Annotated in this window: 16 protein-coding genes and 1 pseudogene; 12 read left to right on the forward strand and 5 right to left on the reverse strand. The window is 60.6% G+C overall.

The genetic code is table 11. The features are described from left to right. Positions 1 to 70: 70 nt before the first annotated feature. A complete protein-coding gene (dinG, locus tag ACYZT9_RS20890) occupies positions 71 to 2215 on the reverse strand; it encodes an ATP-dependent DNA helicase DinG (protein WP_462007218.1) in 2145 nt (714 codons plus the stop codon). A gap of 98 nt (positions 2216 to 2313) precedes the next feature. On the opposite strand from dinG, the gene ACYZT9_RS20895 reads away from it, so the two are divergent. Beyond that, positions 2314 to 2778, forward strand: a complete 465-nt coding sequence (locus ACYZT9_RS20895; protein WP_462007219.1) for a CopD family protein — start codon at positions 2314 to 2316, stop codon at positions 2776 to 2778. A gap of 161 nt (positions 2779 to 2939) precedes the next feature. Here the strand turns inward: ACYZT9_RS20895 and ACYZT9_RS20900 are convergent, their stop codons facing one another. From ACYZT9_RS20900 to ACYZT9_RS20910, 3 genes are all read right to left on the reverse strand, one after another. Next, positions 2940 to 3698 (reverse strand): collagen-like protein, encoded by a 759-nt coding sequence (locus ACYZT9_RS20900; RefSeq protein ID WP_462007220.1) that lies wholly within the window; start codon positions 3696 to 3698, stop codon positions 2940 to 2942. Further along, positions 3691 to 3969 (reverse strand): DUF1145 domain-containing protein, encoded by a 279-nt coding sequence (locus ACYZT9_RS20905; protein WP_462007221.1) that lies wholly within the window; start codon positions 3967 to 3969, stop codon positions 3691 to 3693. The genes ACYZT9_RS20900 and ACYZT9_RS20905 overlap by 8 nt, the downstream gene beginning before the upstream one ends. A gap of 348 nt (positions 3970 to 4317) precedes the next feature. Continuing rightward, entirely contained in the window at positions 4318 to 5013 is a 696-nt protein-coding gene (locus ACYZT9_RS20910) for an OmpA family protein (RefSeq protein ID WP_462007222.1), read from the reverse strand. 189 nt (positions 5014 to 5202) lie between these two features. Here ACYZT9_RS20910 and ACYZT9_RS20915 point away from each other — a divergent pair, with 189 nt between their 5' ends. Genes ACYZT9_RS20915 through ACYZT9_RS20930 form a run of 4 tightly spaced genes read left to right on the forward strand, consistent with a single transcriptional unit; the run spans position 5203 to position 6927 of the window. Further along, a complete protein-coding gene (locus tag ACYZT9_RS20915) occupies positions 5203 to 5700 on the forward strand; it encodes a DUF6231 family protein (protein WP_462007223.1) in 498 nt (165 codons plus the stop codon). A 4-nt stretch (positions 5701 to 5704) separates the two neighbouring features. After that, the gene (locus ACYZT9_RS20920) at positions 5705 to 6181 is read left to right on the forward strand and encodes a YchJ family protein (RefSeq protein WP_462007224.1); all 477 of its coding nucleotides are present in this window, start codon (positions 5705 to 5707) and stop codon (positions 6179 to 6181) included. A 45-nt stretch (positions 6182 to 6226) separates the two neighbouring features. Beyond that, on the forward strand, positions 6227 to 6721 hold the full coding sequence (locus tag ACYZT9_RS20925; protein WP_462007225.1) for an LEA/WHy family protein: 495 nt from the start codon (positions 6227 to 6229) through the stop codon (positions 6719 to 6721). Next, the gene (locus ACYZT9_RS20930; protein ID WP_007906737.1) at positions 6718 to 6927 is read left to right on the forward strand and encodes an SEC-C metal-binding domain-containing protein; all 210 of its coding nucleotides are present in this window, start codon (positions 6718 to 6720) and stop codon (positions 6925 to 6927) included. Before ACYZT9_RS20925 ends, ACYZT9_RS20930 begins: the two co-directional genes overlap by 4 nt. 131 nt (positions 6928 to 7058) lie before the next feature. Here the strand turns inward: ACYZT9_RS20930 and ACYZT9_RS20935 are convergent. Beyond that, a pseudogene (locus ACYZT9_RS20935) lies at positions 7059 to 7148 on the reverse strand (cysteine hydrolase); the annotation flags it as partial. Between the two features lie 317 nt (positions 7149 to 7465). On the opposite strand from ACYZT9_RS20935, the gene ACYZT9_RS20940 reads away from it, so the two are divergent. The 7 genes from ACYZT9_RS20940 to ACYZT9_RS20970 all read left to right on the forward strand — a co-directional run bounded on the left by ACYZT9_RS20940 (position 7466) and on the right by ACYZT9_RS20970 (position 16558). After that, on the forward strand, positions 7466 to 9916 hold the full coding sequence (locus ACYZT9_RS20940; protein ID WP_462007226.1) for a penicillin acylase family protein: 2451 nt from the start codon (positions 7466 to 7468) through the stop codon (positions 9914 to 9916). 195 nt (positions 9917 to 10111) lie between these two features. Beyond that, positions 10112 to 11146: a ligase-associated DNA damage response exonuclease gene (locus tag ACYZT9_RS20945; RefSeq protein ID WP_462007227.1), complete on the forward strand. Its 1035-nt coding sequence runs from the start codon at positions 10112 to 10114 to the stop codon at positions 11144 to 11146. Beyond that, a complete protein-coding gene (locus ACYZT9_RS20950; RefSeq protein ID WP_462007228.1) occupies positions 11143 to 12831 on the forward strand; it encodes an ATP-dependent DNA ligase in 1689 nt (562 codons plus the stop codon). The genes ACYZT9_RS20945 and ACYZT9_RS20950 overlap by 4 nt, the downstream gene beginning before the upstream one ends. A 307-nt stretch (positions 12832 to 13138) precedes the next feature. Further along, positions 13139 to 13921: a transporter substrate-binding domain-containing protein gene (locus ACYZT9_RS20955; RefSeq protein WP_462007229.1), complete on the forward strand. Its 783-nt coding sequence runs from the start codon at positions 13139 to 13141 to the stop codon at positions 13919 to 13921. Positions 13922 to 13977: 56 nt separating this feature from the next. Next, complete coding sequence (locus ACYZT9_RS20960) at positions 13978 to 14706, forward strand: ABC transporter permease (RefSeq protein ID WP_462007230.1); 729 nt, start codon at positions 13978 to 13980, stop codon at positions 14704 to 14706. Beyond that, positions 14703 to 15413: an ABC transporter permease gene (locus ACYZT9_RS20965; protein ID WP_462007231.1), complete on the forward strand. Its 711-nt coding sequence runs from the start codon at positions 14703 to 14705 to the stop codon at positions 15411 to 15413. Before ACYZT9_RS20960 ends, ACYZT9_RS20965 begins: the two co-directional genes overlap by 4 nt. Positions 15414 to 15439: 26 nt before the next feature. Continuing rightward, entirely contained in the window at positions 15440 to 16558 is a 1119-nt protein-coding gene (locus ACYZT9_RS20970; protein ID WP_462007232.1) for a succinylglutamate desuccinylase/aspartoacylase family protein, read from the forward strand.

The following is a 16558-nucleotide window of genomic DNA, read 5'->3' on the forward strand; positions in this document are numbered from 1 at the left end:
AACAATGGCCAATGGAAAAGCGATGGCAGAGAGATAGACCACACGGCGGGCAAAAACGCCCACCGGTGTATCAGGAAATTTCACGACGGAATGGCGGCAACGCATTGAGGATAGCTTTGCCGTAACGCTGGGTGACCAGGCGCCGATCGAGCAAGGTGATGGTGCCGCGGTCTTCTTCGGTACGCAGCAAGCGACCGCAGGCCTGGACCAGTTTCAGCGAAGCGTCCGGCACGGAGATTTCCATGAAAGGATTGCCGCCCCGCGCTTCGATCCACTCGGCCAGTGCCGCTTCGACCGGATCATCGGGCACCGAGAATGGAATCTTCGCGATCACCACATGCTCGCAGTACGCGCCGGGCAAATCGACCCCTTCAGCAAAACTCGCCAGGCCAAACAACACGCTGGAATCACCGCCATCGACGCGCGCCTTGTGCTTGTTCAGGGTCTCCTGTTTCGACAGGTTGCCTTGAATGAACACCTGCTTGCGCCAGTCGCGGTCGAGGCCGTCGAACACGTCTTGCATCTGCTTGCGCGAGGAGAACAGCACCAGCGTGCCACGCGAACCCTCGACCAGTTGCGGCAGGTCACGGATGATCGCGGCGGTGTGAGCCGGTGCGTCACGCGGGTCGGCTTTCAGGTCCGGCACCCGCAGCACACCGGCGTCGGCGTGATGGAACGGGCTCGGGACCACGGCGGTCACGGCTTTTTTCGGCAGGCCGGCGCGCATGCGGTACCGGTCGAACGTACCGAGTGCGGTCAGGGTCGCCGAGGTCACGAGTGCGCCATAAGCGACGTTCCACAGATTGCGCCGGAGCATTTCCGCCGCGAGGATCGGGCTGGCGTTGACCTCGATGTCGAACAGCGAGCCGCTTTCGGCCAGGGTCAGCCAGCGCGCCATGGGCGGATTGTCTTCCGGGTCCTCGGCGGTGAACGCGCCCCACAATTCCCAATTGCCCGAAGAGCGCGACAACAGGCTGCCGAACAGCGGATACCACTCTTCGGCCTGGTTGCTGGCGATGCCGATGTTGACCTCGCCGTCCATGCCTTCCTTGAGCAATTCGGTGAGCCGGGTGAACAGGTCGGTGAGACGGGCAAAGCCTTTCTTCAGCTCGATGCCCATTTCACGCATGTGCTCGGGAATTACCCCGCCGACGAAACGGTGACGCGGCCGCTCGCGGCCCTCGACGTCTTCGCCGGGTTTGAAATCGGCGACCTGTTCACAGGCCGTGAACATGAACTGTTGCTGGGTCTTGATCTCACGCGCCAGTTCCGGCACCTGTTCGATCAACTTGCCCAAGTCACCCGGCAGCGGATGCTGCGCGAGCAATTTGGTGAGGTTCTTGGCGGTGGTTTCCAGCCAGTCAGCGGTGGAACGCAGACGCGTGTAATGAGCGAAGTGGCCGATGGCCTTGTCCGGCAGGTGGTGACCTTCGTCGAACACGTAGATGGTGTCGCGCGGATCCGGCAAGACAGCGCCGCCACCTAACGCCAGGTCCGCCAGCACCATGTCATGGTTGGTGACGATCACGTCAACCTTGCCCATGCCTTCGCGCGCCTTGTAGAAGGCGCACTGGCCGAAATTCGGGCAATGGCGGTTGGTGCACTGGCTATGATCGGTGGTCAGGCGCGCCCAGTCGGCGTCTTCCAGGGCGGTGGACCAGCTGTCGCGATCGCCGTCCCATTTATTGCCGGCGAGTTTCTCGATCATGCTGGTAAACAGCTTCTGACTGGCCTCATCAACCTCGATCTTGAAGCCTTCTTCTTCGAATAGCTGCGCGGTGGCGGTTTGGGCCTGACCTTCCTGGAGCAACATGTCGAGTTTGGACAGGCACATGTAGCGCCCGCGGCCCTTGGCCAGCGCGAAGCTGAAATTCAGCCCGCTGTTGCGCATCAGATCAGGCAGATCCTTGAAGACGATCTGCTCCTGCAGGGCGACGGTGGCCGTGGCGATCACCAGGCGTTTGCCGGCGGCCTTCGCGGTCGGGATCGCCGCCAGGCTGTAGGCCACGGTCTTGCCGGTACCGGTGCCGGCTTCCACCGCGACAATCGCGGGGTCGCCACTGCGCCGGCCTTCTTCGTCGGTGTCGATGTCACCGAGGACTTTGGCAATTTCGGCAATCATCAGGCGTTGGCCGTAGCGCGGCTTGAGGCTCTTGGCTTCGAGAAAACGCGAATAGGCGCCCTGGATCGTGGTTTTGAGTTCGGTGCTGATCATGGATTGTCGGGCGCAAAAAACGCTGGATAAATTTTCAGTGGTTTAGTGGGGCGCTATCATACCCCGCTAATTAATCCCGCGCAGAACGGAGTACCTCAATGACACCTTTTGGCATCGTTTACACCCTGCATGTCCTGTCCGCCCTGGTGTGGGTCGGCGGCATGTTTTTCGCCTGGATGGTCCTGCGTCCCGCCGCGATGAAGGCGCTGGAAGGCCCTGCCCGGTTGAAGCTGTGGATGGAAGTGTTTCAAGGTTTTTTCCGCTGGGTCTGGGTCGCGGTGGTGCTCTTGCCGATCAGCGGTGTCGGCATGATTCATCTTCAATACGCCGGTTTTGAAGCCGCGCCGCGTTATGTGCAGGTGATGATGGGGTTGTACGTGGTGATGACCGCGCTGTTCATCCGGATTCAGGCGTTGATGTTGCCGGAACTGCGCACGGCGGTGGCGGCGCAGGATTGGCCGGCAGGGGCTTTGGTACTGGGGAGGATTCGCAGGTTGGTGGGGATTAATTTGATTGTGGGGTTGATGCTGGTGGCGATTGCTGCGGCGCGGCCGATGTTTTAAAAGCATCGCGGATTTTGTGGCGAGGGGACTTTGTGGCGAGGGGATTTATCCCCGTTCGGCTGCGCAGCAGTCGTAAAATCAGGCTCCGCGGATTCCGGATTGGGGCCGCTTCGCAGCCCAACGGGGATAAATCCCCTCGCCACAGTGGATCTGGGTGATTCTTACAACCGCTGGACAGTCACCGACCCCGCCGCACCCGCAGGCCCCGGCTGGCCGTCAGCGCCTGGTTTGCCGCTCTTGCCGCCATCGGCTTTGTAAACGAAGCAACCCTTGGCCTTGCCTCCCGCCCCCGGCTTACCACCAGGACCGGCCAAACCACCGGCGCCGCCTGCGACCTGAACCTTGATTTGCTCCGCCGGGTAATCGCGCGGCACTTCCAGCCTGACCAGTGCCCCTGGCGCTCCCGGTTGTCCGTCGCTGCCATGACTGCCGTCCGCACCGCGACCGGCCTGGCCCCAGGTGCACCCCGGCGCCTGACCGTGGGCGCCGTCGAGGCCGACAAACCCCGGTGCCCCTGCGCCGCCGCGTGCGTCGACCAACAGCTGCGGTGCATTCAAGGCCTTGATCTGCACATTCAGATTGCGCCCCGCGCGGGCCGCCTTGAGGTAAGTGCCCGGCGCGCCGCGAGCGGTGATCTGACTGCCTTCGGAAAGCTCGGCACGATTGATCTTCAACTCCAGAGCATTTTCGCTCGGCACGATGGCGATCCGCGCCTCACGCCCCAGGTGCAATTCGCCTACGGTGACTTCGGTCACATTCGAGGGAATCAGCAACGTGCCGTAATCGGCCACTTCCAGGCGTTCCAGTTGCAAGGTACTGGCGGTGTTGGGCAGGCGCATCAGCGAGTTGGTTTGGACGCTGACCACTTGGGCGCAGGCGAGCGGGCTGATCAGAGCGGCGAGCAGACAAAGTTTACGCATGAGATGCCTTTGGTACGGCGGGAGCCGGAATGGTTTGCAGGTGGAAAACGCCGAAAAAGACAATCTTCAAGCGATCACGCCAAGGGTGAGCGCGACCTCTGAGGCTGCGGAAACAGAACACCGCCTCGAGAAGATGAAGGAACGCCAGCAGGCCGCCGGCCAGATTGACCAACAGGTGCAGCGGATGGACAAAGGGTGTCATCAGATTGACCAGCACCACCAGCCAGAACAGCAGGGTCAACAGCTTCCCCAGCGCCCAAAACACCTTCATACGCGCCCCCGTTGAGAATTATTCTTTGCGCGCACAGTAACGGCTTCCACGCGGGATAAGCCAGAGGGCAACGGAAAATTCTTCATATAGGCCGCCGAATGGCCGTCGGAACAACAGCAATGGCAGCCCGACGGCTCTATCACGCGGCTCAGCGATTGATGTGCAACGCTACGCGACGTTTTTTCGCGCGTCCTTCGTCTGTTTCGTTGTCCGCCACGGGCTGACATTCGCCCCGACCTTCGCGGGTGAGGAGAAGGCTCATGGTGAAAGCTCCGGTGTAACCGGCAGACGCCGGTCACACCGGAGAAGACCCGCATCCACGACTGCACAAGCCGCGGGGTGCGAGGGTCAGCGGTTGATTTTGATTTCCGTGCGACGATTCAACGCACGGCCGTCAGCGGTTTTGTTATCGGCCACCGGCAGGCTTTCACCGGCGCCAGTCACAGACACAAAGCTGCTGCGTGGTACGCCTTGGGAAATCAGGTATTCAACCACTGAATGGGCGCGACGATCCGACAGCTTCTGGTTGTAGGCATCGCTGCCCACGCTGTCGGTGTGACCCGTCACGGTCAATTGAGCGGTGGAAGATTCCTGTTTCAGGCGAGTGGCGATTGTGTTGAGTACTTCTTTATCAGAAGGTGTGAGTGTGGCTTTGTCGAATTGGAAGTGAACATCGCGGATGACGATGGTTTCTTCCTTGACCACAACCGCCTCTTCAACCACTGGCGCAGGGACGGGTGGTGGGCAACCGTCGGCATCGACCTGCACGCCTCTAGGCGTACCCGGGCACTTGTCGCGGCTGTCCGGCACGCCATCGCCGTCTTCGTCGCCATCACCGTGAACCCAGCAATAGGCTGCGGCGGTACCGCCGACCAGCAGCGCGCCGTACCCTGCCCATGCCGAGCTCTCGGTCGCGCCGAGACCCGCACCCACGACACCGCCGACTGCCGCACAGGTCGGCCAGTCGGTTTTCTGCAAACCTGCGCAACCAGTCAACACACTGGTTAGCAGAACCAAGGGTAATGCTGTCCGAACTATGCTCATCTAGTTTTCTCCTGAGGGATCGGCTTAGGACCGATTCAGGGAGTAAAGACCCGAGTTTTAATCTCCGCCAGCAATAGCACATGGCTGTTTTGTCCCGTGTTCACGGGTGATCGGCGCTTTTGGTGCCAAGCCGCTCTATATCTGGGCGTTTGGGCAGGCTAGTCTTGGCGCTCTGATTGAGGATCTTCAATGATTGCAGGTATTTCTTCGCGCACGCCGCAGCAAGCGCTGGCCGTCTTGCTGGATCGTTACGCCCCGCCGCGCCTGTTGCTAATCGGCGCCAGCGAGTTCCCGGCGCTTGAGGCGTTCAAGCTCGCGCACCCGGACACTTGCGTTGCGCATGCGGCGCCCGGGCCGTTACCGGCCGAGCTGGCGGCGCGCCGGTTTGATCTGGCGCTGGTGGTCGATTGCCTCGAACACTTGCCCAAGCGTGACGGTCTGAACTTGCTCGGCGGGATCCGCAACCTCAATGCCAGTCGCATTGCGGTACTTGCGGACTTGCCGGCCAGTGGCTGGCAGGAAACCGATTTTTTCTCTTTGGCCCTGCAAGCCAGCGAACGTTTCCAACGCGACGACCAGGTGCTGACCCTGTTCACCTACGATCTGCTTGACTACAAACAAGTCCCCGACTGGCTCAACTCACGCTTCTGGGCCAATCCGGAAAACTTCGGGAAATATTGGTGGTAATGCAATGACGACATCCATTTGCCCTTGCGGCAGCGGCACCCTGCTCGACGCCTGCTGCGGTCATTACCATGCCGGTCACCCGGCCCCCTGCGCCGACGCCTTGATGCGGTCGCGCTACAGCGCTTATGTGATGGGCCTGATCGATTATCTGGTGGCGACCACTCTGCCTGCACAACAGGCCGGCCTCGATCGTCAGTCCATCAGCGACTGGAGTGCCCAAAGCACCTGGCTGGGTCTGGAGGTGGAAAGCTCCGAGGTGTTTGGCGGTCAACCGGAACACGCGTTCGTGACGTTTACCGCACGTTGGCATGACGGCAGCGGCGAACACAGCCACCGCGAGCGCTCGTCGTTCGTGCAGAACGCCGGCCACTGGTACTTCATCGACCCCACCGTGCCACTCAAGGTCGGGCGCAACGATGCCTGCCCTTGCGCCAGTGGGCAGAAGTTCAAGAAATGCTGCGCGGGGTATTTCGGCAGTTGAGGTGATCCTGAAGGGCTAGACTGGGGTCAAGGGAGAAACATCACCATGACCACCCGACGGCGCGTCTTACAATCCTTCACCCTGCTCCTGATGCTCGGGCTCGGCGGCTGCGCGTCCTGGTTCAGCGATGATGAACCGGAGCCCGCGGTGCATCTTGTCAAGGTCCAAGTCGTCGAGGCCAAACTGATGCAGCAGCGTTTTCTGCTGTACTTTCGTGTCGACAATCCCCGTACCAGTGACCTGACGGTGCGCGGCCTCGAATACCGGATTCACCTGGGTGACATTCTGTTGACCGAGGGCGAGCACGAGCACTGGTTTACGGTCAGTCCCAAGCGCAGTGCATTTTTCAAGGTACCGATCCGCACCAACCTGTGGCCAAAGGTGCGAGACCTGGTGAAGCTGCTGAAAAAACCCGATCAACCCATTCCCTATCGTCTGGAAGGTGAGCTGGAAACCGGTTTATTCATCGCGCACTACGTGCACCTGGCGCGTAATGGCGTGATAATCCCCGCCGATTTAATTCCGGAGCACACCCGATGACCCAACAACCCCACGTCCATGGCCCTGACTGCAACCACGATCATGACCATCACGACCACCATGATCACGACCATGGCCATGTTCACGGCCCAAACTGCGGCCACGCGCACCAGGAACCGGTACGCAATGCCCTGAAGGACGTCGGTCGCAACGATCCTTGCCCGTGCGGCAATGGCAAAAAATTCAAGAAGTGCCACGGCGCTTGAGGCTTCGGGCGAAGTTCTTCTTCGCCTGTTGAATCGATATCGCGAGCAAGCTCGCTCCCACATTGGTTTTGTGAACGACATAACCCCCTGTGGGAGCGAGCTTGCTCGCGATGATGGCCTGAGAGTCACCATCATTTCAGAATCTGCGCAGTGCTCACGACCGTCGCATATTCCCCCTGCAAATTCCCCAACGACATTGCATGCACGTCCGCATCACCCCTTCCGGCAGGCAAGCTATCCATCGCAAACAGGACAACCGAAATCTGAAACAACGCATGACCTGTGGCGAGGGAGCTTGCTCCCGCTAGAGTGCGCAGCACTCGAAATCCAAAGCCCGCGTTTAACCGATGGGAATGCAGTGCCTGGATGGCGACTGCTTTGCAGCCGGGCGGGAGCAAGCTCCCTCGCCACAAGGACATCGCTGAAACCATGGTTTATCAGACAAATCCTGAAATAACCCCGCCGCCGCTTGCGCGGCCACCTCCTGCTCTCTAACGTAGCGCCTTTATTGCGTCTCTACCCCCGCAGGAGCTTTGCCATGGCCTCGCCAGCCCTCACACATTTTCTTCCCCGGTTCGGCGTTGCCGCAGCAGTGGCCGGTGTTTTGAGCCTGACCGGTTGTCAGACCTGGAACACTCAGGACACCCTCCCGCCGACCACCGGCGTGCAGCCGCTCAAGGGTCTGGCGCAGAACGTTTCGGTGCGCCGCAATGCCATGGGCATGCCGTTGATCGAAAGCAGCACCTTTCACGACGCACTGTTCACCCTCGGTTACGTGCACGCGAGCGACCGCATCACGCAAATGGTCACCCTGCGCCTGTTGGCCCAAGGCCGTTTGTCTGAGATGTCCGGTTCGGACCGACTGGACGCCGACCGCTACATGCGCGCCGTCAACCTGAAGAAAAGCGCTGGTGAGCTGTACAAGGCCTCGTCGCCGCGCCTCAAACGCTTCTTCGAAGTCTATGCCCGCGGAGTCAATGCCTACCTGTTCCGCTACCGCGACAAGTTGCCGGCAGACCTCGCCGCCACCGGCTACAAGCCCGAATACTGGAAACCGGAAGATTCGGCGCTGATTTTCTGCCTGCTGAACTTCAGCCAATCGGCGAACCTGCCCGAGGAAATTTCCTCGCTGGTGCTCGCTCAGACGCTCACCACTGACAAACTCGCCTGGCTGACCCCGTCCGCCCCCGACGAGAAACTGCCGGTGGCCGAAGCCGAAAAACTTCAGGGCCTCAAGTTGAACGGGGCAATTGCGGGTCTCGCCGAAATCAGCAAGGCCACCGGCCAACTGTCCGATCTGAATCTGCTGGGTGCCACGTCATCGAACAACTGGGCGATCGCCCCGCAACGCAGCCGCAGCGGCAAAAGCCTGTTGGCCAGCGACAGCCACGGCCCGCTGGGTGTGCCTTCATTGTTCAGTTACGTGCAGATTCGTACGCCGAAATATCAGGCGTCCGGCGTGACCATCGCCGGTTTGCCGATGGTACTGGGCGGTTTCAACGGAAAAGTGGCGTGGAGCATGACCTCGGTCATGGGCGACAACCAGGACCTGTTCCTGGAAAAAATCAAACACCAGGGCAACGGACTTTCCTACGAAATCGGCGGCAAATGGCAGCCGGTGATCGTTCGCAACGAAACCTATTTCGTCAAAGGCCAGCGGTCGATTCGCGAAGCGGTGTACGAAACCCGCCACGGGCCGCTGCTCAACAGCGCCCAAGGCACCGCGCTAGGCAACGGTTTTGGTTTGGCCTTGCAGATGCCGAACTTCACTGACGACAAGTCACTGGACGCGTTTTTCGACTTGTCCCGGGCGCAGAACGTCGAGAAAGCGTCGGACGCCAGCCGTGAAATACGTGCGATCACGCTGAATCTGGTCTTTGCCGACGTCAGCAACATCGGCTGGCAAGTCACCGGTCGCTACCCGAACCGCCGTGAAGGCGAAGGCCTGTTGCCGTCGCCGGGCGGGGAAGGTCGTTACGACTGGGACGGTTACGCCGACCCGATGCTGCACCCGTACGATCAAGATCCGGCGCAAGGCTGGCTCGGCACCGCCAACCAGCGGGTCATTCCCCATGGTTATGGCATGCAGCTGTCCAATTCCTGGTCGGCACCGGAGCGAGGCGAACGCATGGCCGAACTGGCCGGCGTGGGCAAACACGACACGCGCAGCCTGATCGCCATGCAATACGATCAAACCACCACCTTTGCCGCCAAACTGAAGAAGATGTTTTCAGCGCCGGGTATGGCCCAGCCGCTCAAACAAGCCATTGAAGCGCTGCCAGAGGCGGATCGCGGAAAGGCGCGCGAGGCCTTTACGCGCCTCATGGCGTTCGACGGAAAACTGGCTCCGACTTCCGCCGACGCAGCGATTTACGAGCTGTTCCTGCTGGAAAGCAGCAAACAGATATTCCTCGACGAATTGGGCCCGGAAAGCAGCCCGGCGTGGGAAGCGTTTATCGCCAACGGTAAGTTGTCCTACGCGGCGCAGGCCGATCACCTGCTGGGCCGTGAAGACAGCCCGTTCTGGGATGACGCCCGCACGGCGCAGAAAGAAGACAAACCGACGATTCTCGCCCGCAGCCTTGCCGCAGCAATGGCTGCCGGCGACAGCCAGTTGGGTGGCGACCACACAGCCTGGCAGTGGGGCAAATTGCACCGTTATGAGTGGAAGAATGCCAGTGGCCAAACCGTGCGCGGCCCGCTCGCGGCCGGTGGCGATCACACTACGCTGAACACCGCGGCGTTCGCCTGGGGCCACGATTTCAACACCACGCTGGCGCCGGCCATGCGCTTCATCGTCGACTTTGGCCAGACCGAACCGCTGATGGGCCAGAACGGCACCGGCCAGTCCGGTAATCCGGCCAGCCCGAATTACCTCGACAGCGTGGAGCCGTGGCTCAAGGGGCAATACGTGAGTTTGCCGATGCAGCCGCAGAACTTTGACAAGGTGTACGGGAGCAAGCGGTTGACGCTGACACCCGGCAAGTAATAATCGCCGCTGATCTCTGTGGGAGCGAGCTTGTTCGCGATAAGGCCCTGTCAGCCACCATTAATGTGACTGACACACCGTTATCGCGAGCAAGCTCGCTCCCACATTGGTATTCACTGATCCGCTGAATGTCGATAGAACTTCCGGCCTCGCGCCAGCCTCATAGCTAACAAGTCCCTCCATTTGGGTCACAACATGGACCTTGTTATCGCGCGTCCCGAAGGTTTGTACTGCCCGGCCGGGGATTTCTACATTGATCCGTGGCGGCCGGTCGAGCGCTCGGTCATCACGCACGCCCACGGCGACCATGCCCGAGGCGGCAACCAGCATTACCTGGCCGCCGCGCCCGGCGAAGGGATTTTGCGTGCGCGACTGGGTCAGGACATCAATCTGCAAACCCTGGCGTACGGCGAACGGTTGCTGCACCACGGCGTTACCCTGAGTTTCCATCCCGCCGGGCATGTGCTCGGCTCGGCGCAAGTGCGTCTGGAATACGGCGGCGAAGTCTGGGTAGCCTCGGGGGATTACAAGATCGAGCCCGACGGCACCTGCGCGCCGTTCGAACCGGTGCGTTGCCACACCTTCATCACCGAATCGACGTTTGGCCTGCCGATCTATCGCTGGCAACCTCAGGCGCAGGTCTTTGCCGAGATCAATCAGTGGTGGCAGGCAAACGCCGCCGACGACAAGGCCAGCGTGCTCTTCTGCTATTCCTTCGGCAAAGCACAACGGATTCTCCACGGCATCGACGCCAGCCTCGGTCCCGTTCTGGTGCATGGCGCCGTCGAGCCGCTCAACCGGGTGTATCGCGAGAGCGGCATTTATTTGCCGCCGACGATTTACGCCGGTGACGTAATCAAGAGCGACCCGATCATGCGCAAAGCGCTCGTCCTGGCCCCGCCTTCCGCTGGCGGCAGCACCTGGATGCGGCGCTTCGGTGACTACAGCGATGGCTTTGCCAGCGGCTGGATGCGTTTGCGCGGCACGCGGCGGCGGCGCGGTGTGGACCGTGGCTTCGTGTTATCCGACCACGCCGACTGGCCGGGCCTGCTTTGGGCGATCGAGCAGACCGGTGCCGAGCGCGTCATGGTCACCCACGGTTCGGTGGCGGTCCTGGTGCGCCATTTGCGCGAACAAGGTCTGGACGCCCAAGGTTTCACCACCGAGTACGGCGACGATGAAGAAGACGTTACGGCGGTCGAGCCTGAAAGCGCCGAGGTACTGCCATGAAGGCCTTCGCCGAGTTGTACGCGGAACTCGATGCCACGACGTCGAGCAACGCCAAACTGGCGGCGATGCAACATTACTTCGCTCAGGCTGCGCCGGAAGACGCAGCATGGGCGGTGTACTTTTTATCCGGCGGGCGCCCTCGCCAATTGGTGCCGGTGCGCATCCTGCGCGAACTCGCCGTGGCCGTTTCCGGCCTGTCGCCGTGGTTGTTCGAAGAAAGCTATCAAGCGGTGGGCGACATGGCGGAAACCATTTCGCTGGTACTGCCCGAAGCGCCCCACACTTCCACCGACGGACTGGCGGTGTGGATCGAAGAAAAACTGCTGCCCTTGCGCGGTGAATCTCCCGAAGTGCTCGCCGAACAGTTGCCCAGACTCTGGTCGCAACTGGACCGCTCCAGCTTGATGCTCTGCATCAAACTGATCACGGGCAGTTTCCGCGTCGGCGTCTCAAAGTTGTTGGTGACCCGCGCCCTGGCGGCCATGGCGCAGCTCGACAGCAAACGTGTGGCCCAGCGCCTGGTGGGGTACACCGACCTGTCCAACCGCCCGAGCGCGGCCAGTTACCTGAAGCTGATCGCTGTCGAATCCTGCGATGAACACGCCCAGCGCGGCGGTCAGCCGTATCCGTTTTTTCTCGCTCATGCACTGTCGCAACCGGTCGAACAGTTCGAAGGGTTGCTCGGCCCGGCCAGCAACTGGCAAGTGGAATGGAAGTGGGATGGCATCCGCGCCCAAGTGGTCAAGCGCGACGGCCGACTGTGGGTCTGGTCGCGCGGTGAAGAGCTGGTCACCGAGCGGTTTCCCGAACTCGACAGCCTGGTCCATGGTTTGCCCGACGGCACGGTGATCGACGGCGAAATCGTCGTCTGGAAAACCGCCCGACCGAACACTGAAGACGCCTTTGATCCCTTGGCGCCGACGTCACCCTCGGTGCAACCGTTCGCTTTGCTGCAACAGCGGATCGGCCGTAAAACCCTGGGCAAGAAAATCCTTGATGAGGTGCCCGTAGTCCTACTCGCGTACGACTTGCTGGAATGGGAAGGCGAAGACTGGCGCAACCAGACTCAAACCAAACGGCGCAGCCAACTGGAGAACGTAATCGCCCACTGCAATAACCCGGTGTTACTCCCCTCCCCCGTGCTCACCGGCGAAGACTGGTTCGACCTCGCCCGCCAACGGGAAGCCTCCCGCAGCCTGGGCGTCGAAGGCATGATGCTCAAGGCCCGCGACGCGCTGTACGGTGTCGGCCGTACCAAAGACATGGGCGTCTGGTGGAAATGGAAGGTCGACCCGTTCAGCGTCGACGCAGTGCTGATTTACGCGCAACGCGGGCATGGCCGCCGGGCCAGTCTCTACAGCGATTACACCTTCGCCGTATGGGACGGTCCGCCCGATGCCAGCGAGCGCGCGCTGGTGCCGTTTGCCAAGGCCTACTCGGGGCTTACCGACGCTGAGATGCGTCAGGTCGACAGCATCGTGCGCAAGACCACGGTGGAAAAATTCGGGCCGGTCAGCAGCGTGAAACCGAGCCTGGTATTCGAATTGGGGTTTGAGGGGATTGCCCTGTCCAAGCGGCACAAGAGCGGGATTGCCGTGCGGTTTCCGCGGATGCTGCGATGGCGGCAGGACAAGACCGTTGACGAGGCCGACAATCTCGCAACCCTGCAGGACCTGCTCGGCTAACCAATCCCCTGTGGGAGCAAGCTTGCTCGCGAATGCGGCGGGCCAGTCGATCCACATATGTCTGACATACCGCCTTCGCGAGCAAGCCCGCTCCCACAGGAATTTGCGACATCTCGACGTTTTTTGGTGCGACCTATGCGCGGCGCCCGTTTTCGTGCATTAATCCCGCGCAGCCATTTCCGAATCACCTTTTAAACGCTTGTTCGGCACTCTGGTTCGGAAATTGCTACTTTCATTAGGTCTTACGCTTTCCAGTAACGATAATTCTGCGCCACAAGCGCTCATATTGGTTCTTAGGGATTGAATAATGAAAAAAGCATTGCTGACCCTTTCTGCACTGGCGTTGTGCATGGCTGCCGGCTCCGCGCTGGCCAAGGAATACAAGGAACTGCGTTTTGGCGTTGACCCTTCTTACGCTCCGTTCGAGTCGAAAGCGGCCGACGGTAGCCTGGTGGGCTTCGACATCGACCTGGGCAACGCAATCTGCGCCGAACTGAAGGTCAAGTGCAAATGGGTCGAAAGCGATTTCGACGGCATGATCCCAGGCCTGAAGGCCAATAAATTCGACGGTGTCATCTCTTCGATGACCGTCACCCCGGCCCGCGAAAAAGTCATCGACTTCTCCGACGAGCTGTTCTCCGGCCCAACCGCTTATGTGTTCAAGAAAGGTTCCGGCCTGAGCGAAGACGTCGCTTCGCTGAAGGGCAAAACCGTGGGCTACGAGCAAGGCACCATTCAGGAAGCCTACGCCAAGGCCGTACTGGACAAGGCTGGCGTGAAAACCCAGGCCTATCAGAACCAGGACCAGGTGTATTCAGACCTGATGTCCGGTCGCCTCGACGGGGCGATTCAGGACATGCTGCAAGCTGAACTGGGCTTCTTGAAGTCGCCTAAAGGCGAGGGCTACGAAGTCAGCAAGCCGGTCGACAGCGAATTGCTGCCGTCCAAAACAGCGATCGGTATCTCTAAAGGTAACAAAGACCTCAAAGAGCTTTTGAATAAAGGTATCAAAGCGTTACACGACGATGGCACCTACGCCACCATTCAGAAGAAACACTTTGGCGATCTGAATCTGTACAGCGGCAAATAATGCGCGGCGCCCATCTCGCGATGGGCGCTTTTTTTATCCGGTCAGGTTGCTGATTTATGTTCGAAAACCTATTACAAAATCTGGGGCTCTCAGCCTTCAGCCTCAAGGGCTTCGGTCCGTTGCTGATGGAAGGCACCTGGATGACCATCAAATTATCGGTGTTGTCACTTTTGCTGGCCGTATTGCTCGGCCTGCTCGGCGCCAGTGCCAAACTGTCAAAAGTCAAACTGGTGCGCGTACCAGCCCAGCTCTACACCACGCTGATCCGCGGCGTGCCGGACCTGGTGCTGATGCTGTTGATTTTCTACAGCCTGCAAACCTGGCTGACGTCGTTCACCGACTTCATGGAATGGGAATACATCGAGATCAACCCGTTCAGCGCCGGGGTCATCACCCTGGGCTTCATTTATGGCGCGTACTTCACCGAAACCTTTCGTGGCGCGATCCTCGCGGTCCCCCGGGGTCAGGTCGAAGCCGCAACCGCTTATGGCCTCAAACGTGGCCAGCGCTTTCGCATCGTGGTGTTCCCGCAGATGATGCGCTTCGCCCTGCCGGGTATCGGCAACAACTGGATGGTGATGCTCAAGGCCACCGCGCTCGTTTCGATCATCGGCCTCGCCGACCTGGTCAAGGCTGCCCAAGACGCCGGTAAAAGCACTTATCAGCTGTTTTACTTCCTGGTACTGGCCGCGCTGATTTACCTGCTGATCACCAGTGCTTCGAACATCCTCCTGCGCTGGCTCGAACGCCGCTACGCCGCCGGTTCCCGGGAGGCCGTACGATGATCGAACTCCTGCAGGAATACTGGAAACCCTTCCTCTACACCGACGGTTACAACATCACCGGCCTCGCCATGACGATGTGGCTGCTCAGCGCGTCGATCTTCATCGGTTTTATCGTGTCGATCCCGCTGTCCATCGCCCGGGTGTCGCCGCACTTCTACATTCGCTGGCCGGTGCAGTTCTACACCTATCTGTTTCGCGGTACGCCGCTGTATATCCAGCTACTGATTTGCTACACCGGGATTTACAGCCTGGCCGCCGTGCGGGAGCAGCCAATACTTGATGCGTTCTTTCGCGACGCAATGAACTGCACCATCCTGGCTTTCGCCCTGAACACCTGCGCGTACACCACCGAGATTTTCGCCGGTTCAATCCGCAGCATGGCCCATGGTGAAGTCGAAGCAGCAAAAGCCTACGGCCTGACCGGCTGGAAGCTGTATGCCTACGTGATCATGCCGTCAGCCCTGCGTCGCTCGCTGCCTTATTACAGCAACGAAGTGATTCTGATGCTGCACTCGACCACCGTGGCGTTCACCGCGACCATCCCGGACATCCTGAAAGTCGCGCGGGACGCCAACTCGGCGACCTTCCTGACTTTCCAGTCCTTCGGCATCGCCGCGCTGATCTACCTGACCATCACCTTTGCGCTGGTCGGCCTGTTCCGCCTCGCCGAACGCCGCTGGCTGGCCTTCCTCGGGCCAACCCACTAGGACCTGTCTGCTTCAGGAAACAAAGAATGCGCCACCAGATACATGACTTGCTGGCCCCGCTGCCGGGAACTGCACGACAGATTCACAGTTTCCACTTCGGCCCGACGTCGGCCAAAGGCAAGATCTACATCCAGGCGTCGCTGCACGCCGATGAAATACCCGGCATGCTGGTCGCCTGGCACCTCAAGCAGCGCCTCGCGGAGCTGGAAGCCGCTGGGCGCCTGCGAAACGAAATCGTGCTGGTGCCGGTGGCCAACCCGGTCGGCCTCGAACAAGTGCTAATGGATGTGCCGCTGGGCCGCTACGAGCTCGAAAGCGGCCAGAACTTCAATCGCTGGTTCGTCGATTTGAGCGAAGAGGTCGGCAATGAGATCGAAGGTCGGCTCGGCGACGATCCGCAGCGCAACCTCGAACTGATCCGCAGCACCCTGCGTCATGCACTGGCGCGACAAACCGCCAGCACGCAACTGCAATCCCAGCGTCTGATCCTGCAACGACTGGCCTGTGATGCGGACATGGTGCTGGACCTGCATTGCGATTTCGAAGCGGTCGCGCACCTCTACACCACGCCCGAGGCCTGGCCGCAGGTCGAACCGCTGGCCCGCTACATCGGGGCCGAAGCCAGTCTGCTGGCCACCGACTCTGGCGGCCGGTCGTTCGACGAATGTTTCACCCTGCTCTGGTGGCAGTTGCAGGAACGCTTCGGCGAGCACTTCGACATTCCGCCGGGGAGTTTTTCGGTGACTGTCGAATTGCGTGGACAAGGGGACGTTAATCATCCATTGGCCAGCCTCGACTGCCAGGCGCTGCTTGATTACCTGATTCACTTCGGCGCGATTGCCGGTGAACCGGCGCCACTGCCGGAACTTCCGTATCCCGCCACGCCGCTGGCCGCCGTCGAACCGGTGGCCACGCCCGTGGGCGGTTTGCTGGTGTTCACCGCGCTGCCGGGGGAATACCTGGACGCCGGGCAACTGATCGCCGAAATCATCGACCCGGTCAACGATCGCGTCACCCCCATTCACTGCACCGTCGCCGGGCTGATGTACGCCCGTTCGCTGCGGCGCATGGCCACTGCCGGCATGGTGATCGCCCACGTCGCGGGCACCGAAGCCTATCGCAGCGGCTACCTACTTTCGCCTTGA

The organism is Pseudomonas sp. ZT5P21, assembly GCF_054897785.1.